This window comes from Pseudomonas sp. PvP089 (genome assembly GCF_017875165.1).
GTDB classification, from domain to species: domain Bacteria; phylum Pseudomonadota; class Gammaproteobacteria; order Pseudomonadales; family Pseudomonadaceae; genus Aquipseudomonas; species Aquipseudomonas fortuita.
Window position 1 is genome coordinate 1529889 of sequence record NZ_JAGGME010000001.1, and the last position, 15110, is coordinate 1544998.

At 61.9% G+C, this 15110-nt stretch carries 10 protein-coding genes and 3 tRNA genes; 4 read left to right on the top strand and 9 right to left on the bottom strand.

Features of this window, described 5'->3' with window-relative positions:
* Positions 1–160 precede the first annotated feature (160 nt).
* Positions 161–2071, top strand: coding sequence for a potassium transporter Kup (locus J3A71_RS06985; protein ID WP_023048903.1), 1911 nt, complete (start codon positions 161–163; stop codon positions 2069–2071).
* A 916-nt stretch (positions 2072–2987) separates the two neighbouring features.
* Here J3A71_RS06985 and J3A71_RS06990 read toward each other — a convergent pair.
* The 5 genes from J3A71_RS06990 to J3A71_RS07010 all read right to left on the bottom strand — a co-directional run bounded on the left by J3A71_RS06990 (position 2988) and on the right by J3A71_RS07010 (position 7684).
* Entirely contained in the window at positions 2988–4280 is a 1293-nt protein-coding gene (locus J3A71_RS06990; protein WP_070086528.1) for an AcvB/VirJ family lysyl-phosphatidylglycerol hydrolase, read from the bottom strand.
* Positions 4280–6922 carry a bifunctional lysylphosphatidylglycerol flippase/synthetase MprF gene (gene mprF / locus J3A71_RS06995; RefSeq protein WP_016488666.1) on the bottom strand — a complete coding sequence of 881 codons (2643 nt, stop codon included), beginning with the start codon at positions 6920–6922 and terminating at the stop codon, positions 4280–4282. The genes J3A71_RS06990 and mprF overlap by 1 nt, the downstream gene beginning before the upstream one ends.
* Positions 6923–7184: 262 nt before the next feature.
* Positions 7185–7261: transfer RNA gene (locus J3A71_RS07000), tRNA-Met, on the bottom strand.
* A gap of 135 nt (positions 7262–7396) precedes the next feature.
* Positions 7397–7473: transfer RNA gene (locus J3A71_RS07005), tRNA-Met, on the bottom strand.
* Between the two features lie 134 nt (positions 7474–7607).
* Positions 7608–7684: transfer RNA gene (locus tag J3A71_RS07010), tRNA-Met, on the bottom strand.
* A gap of 219 nt (positions 7685–7903) precedes the next feature.
* On the opposite strand from J3A71_RS07010, the gene dinB reads away from it, so the two are divergent.
* A complete protein-coding gene (gene dinB, locus J3A71_RS07015) occupies positions 7904–8962 on the top strand; it encodes a DNA polymerase IV (protein WP_161775550.1) in 1059 nt (352 codons plus the stop codon).
* Between the two features lie 27 nt (positions 8963–8989).
* Here dinB and J3A71_RS07020 read toward each other — a convergent pair whose 3' ends face one another.
* The 3 genes from J3A71_RS07020 to J3A71_RS07030 form a co-directional block, all read right to left on the bottom strand.
* On the bottom strand, positions 8990–9943 hold the full coding sequence (locus J3A71_RS07020; protein ID WP_060519884.1) for a hypothetical protein: 954 nt from the start codon (positions 9941–9943) through the stop codon (positions 8990–8992).
* A 20-nt stretch (positions 9944–9963) separates the two neighbouring features.
* Entirely contained in the window at positions 9964–11679 is a 1716-nt protein-coding gene (locus J3A71_RS07025; RefSeq protein WP_016488663.1) for a proline--tRNA ligase, read from the bottom strand.
* A 159-nt stretch (positions 11680–11838) separates the two neighbouring features.
* On the bottom strand, positions 11839–13119 hold the full coding sequence (locus tag J3A71_RS07030; protein WP_016488662.1) for an OprD family porin: 1281 nt from the start codon (positions 13117–13119) through the stop codon (positions 11839–11841).
* Between the two features lie 684 nt (positions 13120–13803).
* Between J3A71_RS07030 and J3A71_RS07035 the strand changes: the two genes are divergently transcribed.
* Both J3A71_RS07035 and J3A71_RS07040 read left to right on the top strand, forming a co-directional pair.
* A complete protein-coding gene (locus J3A71_RS07035) occupies positions 13804–14223 on the top strand; it encodes an HIT domain-containing protein (RefSeq protein ID WP_016488661.1) in 420 nt (139 codons plus the stop codon).
* A 1-nt stretch (position 14224) separates the two neighbouring features.
* The gene (locus J3A71_RS07040) at positions 14225–14431 is read left to right on the top strand and encodes a SlyX family protein (protein ID WP_016488660.1); all 207 of its coding nucleotides are present in this window, start codon (positions 14225–14227) and stop codon (positions 14429–14431) included.
* A gap of 56 nt (positions 14432–14487) precedes the next feature.
* Here the strand turns inward: J3A71_RS07040 and J3A71_RS31665 are convergent, their stop codons facing one another.
* Entirely contained in the window at positions 14488–15081 is a 594-nt protein-coding gene (locus tag J3A71_RS31665) for a cold-shock protein (RefSeq protein WP_016488659.1), read from the bottom strand.
* Positions 15082–15110: the final 29 nt, after the last annotated feature.

Genomic DNA, 15110 nt, shown 5'->3' on the forward strand with positions numbered 1-15110 from the left:
GATCAAAAAGTGCGCAATTCTAGCGAGCGCAAGGTCGCTTGACCAGCAGAAATACGACGAACGCTGCGCTATGCTTCGCGCCGTTGCGTGATGGTGCCTTCGAGGGCCTGGCGCGCGAGTGAATACTAAAGGCCGAGATGGCCGTCTGCGGGAGTGGTCGATGGTTCAGGCAAGCAGTCACGCCGAGGGCGGGCACGCGGCAAAGCAGGGCGCGGCTCGCTCGCTTGGCCTGCTCGTGGCGGCGGTCGGGGTGGTTTATGGCGATATCGGCACCAGCCCTTTGTATACCCTCAAGGAAGTCTTCACCGGCGGTTACGGAGTGCCGGTCAACCACGATGGCGTGCTGGGTATCCTGTCGCTGATCCTGTGGTCGCTGTTGTGGGTGGTGTCGTTCAAGTACGTGATGTTCATCCTGCGGGCCGACAACCAGGGCGAGGGCGGCACCATGGCGCTGACCGCGCTGGCGCGGCGGGCCACGGCTGCCTATCCGCGGTTGCGCACGCTGATGGTGATCTGCGGCTTGATCGGCGCGTCGCTGTTCTACGGCGACAGCATGATCACCCCGGCAGTATCGGTGCTGTCGGCCGTGGAGGGCATGGGCCTGGCGTTTGACGGTATCGACCACTGGGTGGTGCCGATTTCGCTGGTGGTGCTGGTGGCGCTGTTCCTGGTGCAGAAGCACGGCACCGACAAGATCGGCAAGCTGTTTGGCCCGATCATGGTCACCTGGTTCGTGGTGCTGGGCGCATTGGGCGTGCACGGTATCTCTCAGAGCCCGGAGGTGCTCAAGGCCTTCAACCCAGGCTGGGCAGTCAACTTTTTCGTGGTGCACCCGGGCATGGGCGTGGCCATTCTTGGCGCGGTGGTGCTGGCGCTGACCGGCGCCGAGGCGCTGTACGCCGACATGGGGCATTTTGGCCGTAAGCCGATCGCCCGGGCCTGGTTCATCCTGGTGCTACCCGCGTTGGTGCTCAACTATTTCGGCCAGGGTGCACTGCTGCTGCAAGACCCGGAGGCAGCGCGTAACCCCTTCTACTTGCTGGCGCCGAACTGGGCCCTGCTGCCGTTGGTCGGGTTGGCCACAATGGCCACTGTGATTGCCTCGCAGGCGGTCATTTCCGGGGCCTTTTCCCTGACCCGCCAGGCCATCCAGCTGGGTTACATTCCGCGTATGCATATCCAGCACACCTCCAGCGACGAACAGGGGCAGATCTACATTGGTGCCGTGAACTGGACGTTGATGGTGGGCGTGGTGCTGCTGGTGATCGGCTTCGAGTCGTCCGGCGCCCTGGCGGCGGCCTACGGTGTGGCGGTGACCGGCACCATGCTGATGACCACCGTTCTGGTATCGGCGGTGATGCTGCTGCTGTGGAAGTGGCCGCCGGTGCTGGCCGTGCCGATCCTGGTGGGCTTCCTGCTTGTCGATGGGCTGTTTTTCGCTGCCAACGTGCCGAAAATCGTCCAGGGCGGTGCCTTTCCGGTATTGGCCGGCGGGGTGTTGTTCCTGCTGATGAGCACCTGGAAACGCGGCAAGCAGATCCTGGTAGAACGCATCGACGAAGGTGCGCTGCCGTTGCCGTTGTTCATCAGCAGTATTCGCATTCAGCCGCCGCACCGGGTCGAAGGCACGGCGGTGTTCCTCACTGCACGGTCTGATGCCGTGCCCCACGCGCTGCTGCACAACATGCTGCATAACCAGGTGCTGCACAGCCAGGTGGTGTTGCTGACTGTGGTCAGTGAGGACCGGCCGCGGGTACCGGAACAGGAGCGCTTCGAGGTAGAGGCTTATGGTGACGGGTTCTTCCGTGTGGTGTTGCACTTTGGCTTCATGGACGAGCCGGACGTGCCGGCGGCATTGAAGCTGTGCCATCGGGACGATCTGGACTTCACCCCGATGCGCACTACCTACTTCCTGAGCCGCGAAACGGTCATCGCTTCACGTCTGGAAGGCATGTCGCGTTGGCGGGGCAACCTGTTTGCGTTCTTGCTGAAGAACGCCAACGGTAACCTGCGCTTCTTCAACCTGCCGCTGAACCGGGTGATCGAACTGGGGACCCAGGTCGAGATCTGACTGCCAGGAGGAGGCTTGCCCTGGGGACAAACCGGGGAAACGCGGTGCCTGGCACCGGCTTTGCCGGTGTTCGCGGGACAAGCCCGCTCCCACAGGTACGGCGCAGGCTCAGGGCTTATGTAATACCTGTGGGACTGGCTTGCACAATGCTTGAAAGCTGGCGCGATCACTGTGGGAGGAGGCTTGCCCTGGGTACAAACCGGGAAACGCGGTGCCTGGCACCGGCTTTGCCGGTGTTCGGGACAAGCCCGCTCCCACAGGTACAGCGCAGGCTTAGGGCTTATGTAATACCTGTGGAACTGGCTTGCACAATGCTTGAACGCTAGCGCGATCACTGCGGGAGGAGGCTTGCCCTGGGTACAACCGGGGAAACGCGGTGTCTGGCACCGGCTTTGCCGGTGTTCGCGGGACAAGCCCGCTCCCACAGGTACGGCGCAGGCTTAGGGCTTATGTAATACCTGTGGGACTGGCTTGCACAATGCTTGAACGCTGGCGCGATCACTGCGGGAGGAGGCTTGCCCTGGGTACAAACCGGGAAAACGCGGTGTCTGGCACCGGCTTTGCCGGTGTTCGCGGGACAAGCCCGCTCCCACAGGTACGGCGCAGGCTTAGGGCTTATGCAATACCTGTGGAACTGGCTTGCACAATGCTTGAAAGCTGGCGCGATCACTGTGGGAGGAGGCTTGCCCTGGGTACAAACCGGGAAACGCGGTGTCTGGCACCGGCTTTGCAGGTGTTCGCGGGACAAGCCCCACACAGGTACGGCGCAGGCTTAGGGCTCGTGTAATACCTGTGGAACTGGCTTGCACAATGCTTGAAAGCTAGCGCGATCACTGTGGGAGCGGGCTTGCCCCGCGAACACCGGCAAAGCCGGTGCCATCCCATGCGCAACCTGCTTCGCGGAGCTCAGGCACATTCAGTTCTGTTCGGCGACGCTGGATTTACCTTGGCGTGTCTCGATCTCACCAATCAAGCGCTTGGCCAGCGCCGGGTAGTTCTCATCAAAGTGGTGCCCGCCAGGCAGCTTCAGGCGTTCACCCACCGCGGTCTTTTCGGTGCAACCGCTCTCATCGCTCTCTTCCACGCCATACACGCACACCACCTTGGAGGCTGGCAGTTTGGCCATTTCCGGTCCGGTTGGTGCTTCCTGGCCTTCCTTGCCCAGCCAGCCCTCGACCTCGATCTCGAAACTGCCGCTGCGGGCAAAGGCCAGCAGCATCACTGCGTCGATACGTTGCTGGTCTTCCACCGGCAGGCGGTTGTAGATTGCCGGCAGCACATCGGCACCGAACGAATAACCGGTGAGGACAAAGCGCTTGGTGCCCCACTTCTGTCGGTAGTGCTGCATCAGCTCGGACAGGTCGGCAGCGCTTTGCTCCGGGGTTTTGTGCTGCCAGTAATAGCGCAGCGTGTCGATACCCACCACCGGGTAGCCCAGCTTGGCCATTTCTCCGGCAACATCGCGGTCAAGGTCGCGCCAACCGCCGTCACCGGAGAGGAACAGGGTGACCGTGTCGGTGGTCTGCCCGGCCGGCACTTCCACCACAGGGATGGCCAGGGCGTTGCCGTCGTGACCTACCAGGGCCTGGGTCAGCTGGGCCTTGAGCACTTGGGGCAGATGGATGTCGTAATCGCTGATGCTGGTTTCGGCGTTGACCTGGTCGCGCACGAAGGCGGCGCTGGCGTCATCCGGGTTGTCGTTCCAGGCGACGTTCCAGTGGCCGTGGGCAGCCGCCTTGGGCAGGGGGGACTGGCAGCCAGGTTGCTCCAGGTTGAAGTCCACGGAAATGGCCCGGGCCTTGTCATTGTTCTGGTTGGCCAGCCAGCGCCAGGCCTGGGCGGCGCCAGGGCCGATACCGGCGACCAACGTCGGCTTTTCCGGCAGCTCGGCCAAGCCCTGGTCCATCGCCTGTTGCTGCTTGCTGCAATCGTTAGGCGGCAAAATCACCTGCACCATTTGGGCTTCAGCGGCCTGGCTCAGGTCGAGCAACTGCTTGTCCGTCAGCGCCTGATCCTGTGGCACACCGATGGCCACCCGGGCCTTGGGGTGCACACCTGGGGTCACGCGGGTGATGCTGGTGCCATTGATGCTCAATTGCTCCAGGCGCGCTTCGGGGGCGGGGCGCGTCCATAGCCAGAACGCCAGCGCACCCCCCAGGGCGGCCAGCAGCAGGGGAACCAGCAGGTACAGCCAAAAGCGTCGGGTCATCAACGTTTCACCAATCCAGTCAGGCCGCCTGCAATCAGGGCGGCAGTATCAGCCAGTGCCACCAGCGGGTCGAGCCCGGCCGGCACGGCCATGTAGCGGGGTTCCCAATCCGGTTGGAACTTGTCCTTGAAGCGTCGAAGCCCCTGGAAGTTGTAAAGCTGCTCGCCACGGCGGAACACCATCGAGCCCAGGCGCTGGGTCAGAGGCGCGCCACGCCGCGGCTGAAGGCCGGAAAGCGGCACCATGCCCAGGCTGAAGCGGGAATACTCATGGCTTTTGTAGTGCAGGATCAGGCCGATCATCATGAACTCCATGGTCAGCTTCGGTGCCTCGGGGTGCGCACGCATCAGGTCGAGGCTGGCCAGTTCGTTGCTGTGGGTCTCCAGCAGGTTGGCGAAGGCCACCGGCCGACCCTGGAAGCGGATCAGGGCAATGCGGAAGTGCTGCAGGTACTCCGGGCTGAAGCGCCCCAGCGAAAAGCCTTTCTCGCGCACGTTCTTGCCGCAGAGCCAGGCATCGGAAATTTCCTTCAGCTCTGCCAGCGGGGCCTGGCCGGGCTCGTGGATTTCCAGGCTCAGGCCGTCGCGGCCACCACGGTTCCAGGTGTAGCGCAGGTCCTTCATTTCCTTGCCCTTGGCTTCGAGATCGAAGCGGCGCAAGTCGACCCGGGCTTCCTCGCCCAGCTTCAGTGCAGTCAGGCCAATGTCCATATAGAACGGCAGGTTTTCCGCGCGTACCTGGTAGAACACGGGCCGGGCGTGGTGCAGGTCGCACAGGTCGCGGAACTGCCAGATCATTTCGGCGCGCTCCTGGGCCGGCCCGATCGGGTCGTACAGGGCCACCAGGCTGCGGCCGCGACGGGCATACATAAGGAAGGCATTGTCGCGGGGGTGGAACAGCAACGCCTTGTCGCCAGTCAGGGCCAGGCCGCCGTCGGGCTGGTCGGAAGCCAGCAGAATACGGTTGGCGCGCTGCAGTTCTTCCTCGTCGGGCAGGTGGATCACCGGCGGCGCGGTGCGCAGCAGCCAGGTCAGCGCCAAGGCGGCCAGCAGCAAGGCACTGCCCATGGCGGCGCGCAGGCCACGCGGGGCATCGGCATCAAGGGTGAACTGCCACCACAGCTGGTGGCTGTAGGGCACATCCTGGTAGGCGAACAGCAGCAGCCACACCGATGCGCCGACTGCACAGGCGCTGGCCACCAGGAACACCGGCGAAAACGGCAGCTCCAGCAGGCGGCTGGGCCGGTAGAAGGAGCGACGGAACAGGGCCAGCAGGGCGGCGGTGAAGGTCAGCAGGCAAGCCTCTTCCCAGTCAAAGCCCTTCAATAGCGACAACAGGGCGCCGACCAGCAACAGCACGGTGGTCAGCAGCCAGGCGGCGGACAGGCGCCGGCGCAGGCCCTGGGCCAGCAGCAGGCACAGCACGCCGATCAGGCTGGCGCCAAAGTGCGAGGCATCGATCAGCCGGTGCGGCACCAGAAAGCCCATGTGCTCCAGGCGCGTGTCGATTTCGGGGGTGACGCCAGAAAACAGCAGCACCATCCCGGACAGGAATACCAGTATCGACAGGATCGGTGCGGCCATCCCGGAGGCGGCTTTGATGGCCTGCTGTGCGAACAGCAGGCGCCGGGCTTCATTGGCCAGCAGCAGCACGCACGCCAGTAGCAGTGGCAGCACCACATAAATCAGCCGATACAGCAGCAACGCGGCCGCCAGTGGCGCGGCACCGAGCTGGTCGGCAAAGGCGGCGAGCAGGATAGCTTCGAACACCCCGACGCCGCCCGGTACGTGGCTAAGCACGCCTGCGGCCAAGGCCAGCAGGTACACCAGCACAAACGCGCCGAAGGGGGGGGCCTCGGGCAGCAACAGGTACAGCACGGTGGCAGCTGCTGCCACATCCAGCGCGGTGATCAGCAATTGCAGGGCGGCCAGGCGTGCGCCCGGCAGGCGCAGCGTACGGCGGCCCAGTTGCACCAGCAGGTTATTGGCCAGCGGCTGTTCGGCCAGGCGCCGGCGGTACAAGCCGAACACCAACAGGGCAGACGCCACAAGCACGGCGGCAGCGATACCTGCCAGCAGGCCTGGCGCCAACCCCAGTGCGGTCGAGGCTGCGGGCAGGTCGCTCAAGGTTGCCAGGGCGGCCAAGGGCGGCAACGCGCAGCCCAGTGAAAGGCTGGCAAATACTGTCATGCGTGCGACTTCGCCAGCCCCCAGCCCCTGACGTGCATACAGACGGTAGCGCACCGAGCCGCCCGAAAGCATCGACAGACCGATGGCGTTGCCGATGGCAAAGGCGCTGAAACCACCCAGCACCAGGCTGCGTGCCGGCAGTTTCACGCCCGCATAGCGGCTGGCCGACCACTCGTAACCCAGCAGGATCACAAAGCCGATCACGGTCGCCAGCAAGGCACCCAGCACCGACTGGGCCGGCACGCTGAGCATGGCATCGTGCAAGGCGTAGATATCCAGCTCGCTCAGCAGGTGGCGGCAGGCAATCAAGGCCATGGTGAACAGCACCAGGGTCACGACCAGGCCGATGGGCTGGCGGTAGCGGCTCACGCGTTCGAGCAAGGGCAGGCGCTGCACGGCACCGGGTAGCGCCGAGGCGAGCGGCACCGGAGGTTCGGGGTTGTGAGAGGTCATGGATTGCCCCGGCCATGCAGCGCGAGGTAGAGGAGAGGTACGGCCAAGTGAAAGTCCCTTAGGAAAACGTATCCAATATTACTCCGGGCTCAGGCGCTTTTAGCGGCCTGGCCGGGTTAAAGATAGTTCATCCTGGGCACAATGTCTCAAGCCTGCGGGTTGGCTGGAGGCCGGGGGAAAATCGAAGCAACGAAAAGCATCGAGCGCAAACGCAACAAACCCCGCGCTGCTGTTAGACAGGCGGGGTTTGTTCTGACGAATATGGTTGCGGGAGCCGGATTTGAACCGACGACCTTCGGGTTATGAGCCCGACGAGCTACCAGGCTGCTCCATCCCGCGTCAGTGGGGCGTATTCTACAGCGTGTGGCTTGTATGTCAAGCGCTAAGCTTTGATTTTTCGAGGTTTTTCCGATGATGCTTTTTCAGCGGACAAAGAAAAAGGCCACTGGGTTAACAGTGGCCTTTTCTTGAACTTGGTTGCGGGAGCCGGATTTGAACCGACGACCTTCGGGTTATGAGCCCGACGAGCTACCAGACTGCTCCATCCCGCGTCTGTGGGGCGGATTCTACAGTTTTCTGAAGGTGTGTCAAGCGCTAAGCTTTGATTTATCGAAGGTTTTTCGGCGTTACTTTTTTGAAGGCAAAGAAAGAGGCCACTGTATGAACAGTGGCCTTTTCTTGGATCTGGTTGCGGGAGCCGGATTTGAACCGACGACCTTCGGGTTATGAGCCCGACGAGCTACCAGGCTGCTCCATCCCGCGCCTGTGAGATCGAATTGTACGGATTTAAGCCCGGGTGTCAAGCAGTTTCGTTGGAAAAACCTTTTTTGTTCAATCCCTTAGCGCTTGCTGGCAGCAAGCAGGTCAGGCGCGACGGGGCTTTCAGGCAGTTTGTCGTGTGAGGGCGAGGGTGAGGTGTATCAGTGGGGCGCATGCGATACTATCTGTATGAATTTACAGTGCTGACGGCCATCCATGTCCTTGCGCAAGATCATCCATGTCGACTGCGATTGCTTCTACGCCGCGATCGAAATGCGTGACGACCCACGCCTGGCCGGGCGGCCCATGGCGGTTGGGGGCTCGCCCGAGCGTCGCGGGGTGATCGCCACCTGCAACTATGAGGCACGTGCCTATGGTGTGCGCTCGGCCATGTCGTCACGGCATGCGCTGAAGCTGTGCCCCGACCTGTTGATCGTCAAGCCGCGCTTCGAGGCCTATCGAGAGGCCTCGCGGGAAATCCACGCGATCTTCCGTGACTACACCGAGCTGATTGAGCCTTTGTCGCTGGACGAAGCCTATCTGGATGTGAGCGACAGCCAGTGGTATTCGGGCAGCGCCACGCGCATCGCCGAGGATATTCGCCGACGCGTCGCCCGCACCTTGCATATCACGGTGTCGGCGGGCGTGGCGCCAAACAAGTTCCTGGCCAAGATTGCCAGTGACTGGCGCAAGCCCAATGGGCTGTTCGTGATTACCCCGGGCGAGGTGGAGGCCTTTGTTGCCGCCCTGCCGGTGGCCAGGTTGCATGGGGTGGGCAAAGTGACGGCAGATAAACTGGCACGGCTGGGCATCGAAACCTGCCTTGACCTGCGGGAATGGTCACGCCTGGCATTGGTGCGTGAGTTTGGCAGCTTTGGCGAGCGTTTGTGGGGGCTGGCGCGGGGTATTGATGAGCGCGCCGTACACAATGACAGCCGCAGGCAGTCAGTCAGCGTTGAAAACACCTACGACACTGACCTGCCGGACCTGGCCAGTTGCCTGGCGCGGTTGCCTGAGCTGCTGGAAAGCCTTAACGAACGTATCGCCCGTATGGACAGCAGTTATCGGCCGGACAAGCCGTTCGTCAAGGTCAAGTTCCACGACTTCAGCCAGACCACCATGGAGCAGGCAGGGGCTGGGCGGGACCTTGAAAGTTATCGGCAACTGTTGGGGCAGGCGTTTGCCCGTGGTGGCAAACCGGTGCGCTTGTTGGGGGTAGGGGTAAGGCTGCGCGATATGCGCGGAGCGCATGAGCAGTTGGAGTTGTTTACGCCTGAATAAGAAGGGGCCGCATCGCGGCCCCTTCATTTACTGCGCGCCGGGGTCTGCCACCAACCGGCCAGTGGCCTTGGTCAGCGATTGCAGAAACTCCTGCTGCAGTTCCGGATCGTTGCGGGTCAGCTCGATCAGGCTTTGTTCCATTTCACTGGCTTCTTCTTCAAGGCCCAGCTCCGACAGACGCTTGACCCGGTGTACCCACTGGCCAACATCGTCATCCTCAAGGTCATCGAAGATCAGCTCATGGGCTTCGAGCAGCTTGTTGCGCAGGGTGGCGCTGACCAGCAGGCTGGCATCACCCCGTACGGCGTTGTCTTCATCGAGTACCTGAAGGTGCAGGGTGCCGACGTGGTTGAGGTTCTGCTCGGAGAACGGGCTGTCGAGCAGGTTCAAACGCAGTACGCCGTTCCTGTCGGTGGTCAGTTCGTGGGTCATCTTGCCGGCCTTGACCTCGACCAGGCGTTCGCTCCAGGGCACGCTGGTGGACTCCTCGCGTTTACCTTTCTGCACTTCGCTGATCCCTGCGAGGTTCTGCTGGGCACGCCCGTTGGACGGCACGTTCATGAACGGGTTGAGCCCGTCCACGCCGTAGCTGAGCCAGTCGTGGGTGATGCTTTGCGGCAGGTTGCCCAAGGTAAAGACGTTGACCACATTGGCGCCAACGCCCGCCACCACGGCCACTGCGCCCAGCGGGATCTCGTAGACCTCCCGCCAGGGCTGGTAGGGCGTGTAACGGTCGTAGCGACGGGTGACTTCGAACTCGGTGACTTCGAAGCGCTTTTGCTCATGCACGCGCACACGCCGTTGCGGAAGCTCCATCACCTTCGGCTCGCCGACATCGATCTGCAGGGTGTGCTCGAGCAATTTGCGCTCGACGCGCTCCTCATGGTCGCTGCGCTGGGACATCTGGTTGGCGCAGCCGCTGACGAGCAGGGCGCCGCACAGTGCGGCGCCCCCCAGGGTAAAGGTACTTCGCTTGAACATGATCACTCGTGCATTGGTTATCAGCGGCGAACGCGGGCCTGCAGGAAGCTCAGCACTTCATTGAGCGGCAACGCCTGGGCGTCCTGCTCGGTGCGGTGCTTGTACTCCAGGTTGCCTTCGGCCAGGCCGCGATCGCTGACGACGATGCGGTGTGGGATGCCGATCAGCTCCATGTCGGCAAACTTGATGCCTGGGCTGGTCTTCTTGTCGCGGTCGTCCAGCAGCACTTCGAAGCCGGCGGCGGTCAGTTCGGCGTACAGCTTGTCGGTTGCCTCGCGAACCACCTCGGTTTCGTAGCGCAGCGGTACCAGGGCGATCTGGAACGGCGCCAGGGCATCGTTCCAGATGATGCCCTTGTCGTCATAGCTCTGCTCGATGGCAGCGGCGACCACGCGGGACACACCGATACCGTAGCAGCCCATCGACAGAACCACCGGCTTGCCGTTCTCGCCCAGTACCTGGCACTTCAGCGCCTCGCTGTACTTGGTACCCAGCTGGAAGATGTGGCCCACTTCGATGCCGCGCTTGATCACCAGGGTGCCCTGGCCATCCGGGCTTGGGTCGCCTTCGACCACGTTACGCAGGTCGGCGACCTGTGGAACCGGCAGGTCGCGCTCCCAGTTGACGCCGAAGTAGTGCTTGTCATCGATGTTGGCGCCAATGCCAAAGTCGCTCATCAGGGCAACCGAACGGTCGATGATGCATTCCAGCGGCAGGTTCAGCGGGCCGAGCGAGCCGGCACCGGCGCCAATGGCGTCGCGCAGTTCGGCTTCGGTGGCCATGACCAGCGGGTCGGCAACCTGTTCCAGCTTGGTGGCCTTGATTTCGTTAAGTTCGTGGTCGCCACGGATGATCAGGGCAATCAGCTTGCCTTCTTCGGCTCCGCGCACGATCAGGGTCTTGACGGTTTTTTCGATCGCCAGGCCATGGTTTTCCACCAGCTGGGCGATGGTCTTGGCGTCCGGGGTGTCGACCAGGCGCAGCTCCTCGGTAGGGGCAGGGCGCACGGTTTCACGCGGGATGGCTTCGGCCTTCTCGATGTTGGCGGCGTAGTCGGAGCTGTCGCTGAAGATTACGTCGTCCTCGCCGGAGTCGGCCAGTACGTGGAACTCGTGCGAGTAGCTGCCACCGATCGAGCCGGTGTCGGCCTGCACTGGACGGAAGTCCAGGCCCAGGCGGGTGAATACGTTGCTGTACGCCTGGTGCATGCGGTCGTAGGTTTCCTGCAGGGAAGCCTGGTCGGCATGGAACGAATAGGCGTCCTTCATGATGAATTCGCGGCCACGCATCAGGCCGAAGCGCGGGCGGATCTCGTCACGGAACTTGGTCTGGATCTGGTACATGTTGAGTGGCAGCTGTTTATAGCTGGACAGCTCGTTACGGGCCAGGTCGGTGATGACTTCTTCGTGGGTCGGGCCAACGCAGAAGTCGCGCTGGTGGCGGTCCTTCAGGCGCAGCAGCTCCGGGCCGTACTGCTCCCAGCGGCCGGACTCCTGCCACAGCTCGGCAGGCTGGATGCTTGGCATCAGCACTTCCAGGGCGCCGGCGGCGTTCATTTCCTCACGCACCACGGCCTCGACCTTGCGCATTACCCGCAGGCCCATCGGCAGCCAGGTGTACAGGCCGGAGGCCAGTTTGCGGATCATGCCGGCACGCAGCATGAGCTGATGGCTGATGACCACTGCGTCGGCAGGGGTTTCTTTCTGGGTGGCGAGCAAATATTGACTGGTGCGCATGGTTAGCCGTGTCGATTGCCTAAGACGTTGAAATAGCCCCGCATTGTACGGGGGCGAAACGAAGGCGTACAGGATGCCCCAGGGCGGGGCGCTTGTCAGCCAAGAAAAAGCCCGGCGAGATCGCCGGGCTTTTCAAGTGCGGGGCACTGCAAGCCAGGCTTACAGGATGCTCAGCGGGTATTCCACGATCAGGCGCAGTTCGTCGATCGAGCTCGAACCGTAGTAAACGCCGTCGCTGGAGCGGTAGGTGGCCTGACGCACGCGCAAGCTCAGGTCTTTCGCCGGGCCGCTCTGCAGTACGTACTTGACGTCTACGTCGCGTTCCCATTCCTTGCCGTTGTTGGTGCTTTCGGTAGTGGCGCCCGAGCCGCGAACATAGCGGGTCATGAAGGTCAGGCCAGGTACGCCGTATTCGGCGAAGTTCAGGTCGTAGCGTGCCTGCCAGGACTTCTCGTCTTCGGCGTTGAAGTCGGAACGGGCAACGGAGTTGGCCAGGAAGATGGTGCCGCCACCGTCGACGCCGTAAGCGTAGTCGCCGTCGCCGCTGACCTTCTGGTAAGCCAGGGTGAAGGTGTGGGCGCCAATGTTGTAGGCGGCCGAGAGGCTGGCTGCAATGTTGTCCAGTTCGTTGCTGCCGTCAGCCTTGCTGACGAAGGCGCCGGTCAGGTTGTCGCCGATGGACTTGGTGTCATAGATGTTGAAGTCGAACACCAGGCCTTGCTTGTCGCTGATCGGCAGCGCCCAGTTGATGTTGCCGTACCACTTGCGGAAGTGGTCTTCAATGCGCGAGTAGTAGACGCTGGTGCTGAGGTTGTCGTTGATGGCGTAGGTGCCACCGAAGACGTTGGCCTCGGTCAGGCGCAGGCTATCGTGGTAGGTCTGGGCCTGGGCGTTCAGGGCGGTGAAGTGACCGGCGTGCAGGGTGAGGCCATCGATTTCGTTGCTGGTGATCAGGCCACCTTCAGCAACTTCTGGCAGCAGTCGGCTGTCGTCGGTGGCAAGTACCGGCAGGGCGGTGAACTGGTCGCCGAACTTCAGCACGGTATTGGACACGCGCAGTTTTACTGCACCGCCGCCTTCGGAGTAGTCATCTTGCGAACGGCCGTCGGAGGCAGTCGGGAACAGGCCGGTGCCGGCGCGGCCTTTGCCGCTGTCCAGTTTCAGGCCCAGCATGCCGATGGCGTCAACGCCGAAGCCTACGGTGCCCTGAGTGAAGCCCGATTCGAAGGTGCCCAGGAAGCCCAGGCCGGTTTCTTCGACGCGGCTCTTGCCGCTGTCGTTGTTACGGAAGTCACGGCTGAAGTACAGCATACGGGTTTTTACGTTCAGCTTGCTGTCTTCAAGGAAACCTTTGGACTCGTCTTGTGCCGAGGCCATTGCCAACTGCGAGGTCCCTGCCGCAACGGCCAGGGCGATCATGCTCCACTTCATCACGCGCATCGTGATTTGCTCCTTTGGTTTTTAGGAAGAGTACCGCCGCGCCCAAGTGTTTTAGTTATAGGGTGCAGCTCTTTCTTGTTATGTCGGCGAAAATGTATAGCACGCTGACTGTTGTTGGCGATATGGCTATAAAGACTCTTTACGGAACTTTTTTGCCGTGTCGCGTTTAAGTATTTCCATGTCGCAAATCACACCCCGGTTTTTAGGGCGTGTAAACGCCAGCGTTGTTCCTTTCGCCGTGGTGAACCTGCAAGTGCTGATTCCGGCTAGGGAAACTCCCTGGTAACCAATGCCGCTGTTGTTATTTGTCGCGTACACCTGCCATTGCAGATGCCGTGCCGACTTGGCGTGAAGGGAATGCAACAAGCGTGCTCAAAATTCGCAACAGTTCATGAATTTTTCACAAAACCTGCTACCGAGGGTCGGAAAGTGCCGTAAATACGGGTCGAAGGCACAATGAGGGGGTGGTGGAGTCGAGAATCATTAAAATTTAGAAACCTGCCATGAAAGTCAATGTGTTACCGCTATTTGTTAAACCAGAGTCATTTGTGGGGTGGCAAGTGTGGTGGTGGTGCGCAGGTGGCTTCATTTTGGTGCGAAAAGTAGCGCTGTGTTACCGGGAGTGTGCAAGGTATCCTTGCAGGCCTGTTTTCCGCTTGAAGCGGGTTCTGAAGGAGATATGCCGTGTTCGTCCTGGATTCGCGTTTGCAGCAGGATTCCCTGGTGCTTGGGGAGTTTGCGTTGTGCCAACTGCTGCTGAGCAAGGATGCCAACTACCCATGGTTCATTCTGGTACCCAAGCGCGCCGGGATCAGCGAGGTATTCGAGCTGGATGCGGCGGAGCAGCACCAGTTGTGGCAGGAAACCACCCTTATGGCTGAAGCGCTGAAGGCCAGTTACGGCGCCGCCAAGATGAACGTGGCCACGCTGGGCAATGTCGTCAGCCAGTTGCACATGCACGTGATCGTACGCCAGCGGGACGACGCGGCCTGGCCGGCACCGGTTTGGGGCAAGTGCCCTGCTGTGGCTTACAGCGAAGACCAGTTGCAGGCCATCCGCCAGCGCCTGCGTGGGCTGCAACTTGCTGGCTACCAGGAGGCCTGACATGTCACTGGAATTGCGTATTGTTGAACTGGAAACCCGGCAAGCGTTTCAGGATGACACTATCCAGGCGCTGAATGACGTGATGGTCGAGCAGGCGCGGGTGATCGAGCGGCTGCAATTGCAGGTGGCCGAGCTGATCAAGCGTCATGAAGAGATGGTCGGCCAGTACGGCAGCGAAGGGGAAGAGGCGCCGCCGCCTCATTACTGATGTCCTGAAGCAACAGAAACCCTGGCAGGAGCGGCGCCAGGCCGCTCCTGCACAGGTTAGCGGCGTGTTACCGCAACCACGTCTTCGGCCTGCAGGCCCTTGTCCCGGTGCATCACCGAAAACTCCACGCGCTGGCCTTCGACCAGGATACGGTGGCCTTCGCCGCGTATGGCACGAAAGTGCACAAAGATGTCATCGCCCGAATCGCGGGAGATGAAACCAAAGCCTTTCGAGGTGTTGAACCACTTCACCGTGCCGGTATCACGGTTGCCAGCATCCTGGGCGGCATGCTGGCTGCTGCGTGCCTTGCGCGGGCTGCGGGCAAAACCCACAGCCAGGTGCAGAGCCACAGCCAGTGCCGCACAGACCAGCGCAGCAAGGTTGCCCATTTCCGGGCGGGCCAGCAGCGTCAGGGTTTGCAGCACCACCGCCACCACCAGCAGGGCGCAGGCAAGGTGTTGCAACTGCTGGCGGGCGCCGCGGTAGTACAGCGGCACGACCGGCGCCAGGACCAGGTTGAGCAGGCCGAGCAGGGCAAGGTAAACCGCGTCGGGTTGTTGCAGGAAGGGTGTCGCATCGGTTTTCAGGCTGGGTATGAGCGATAGCAGCAAGGCTGCCACGCCCGTCACCAGATGGACGATCTTGAACATGGGGTTGGCTCACAGTTGATAAGGCCGAT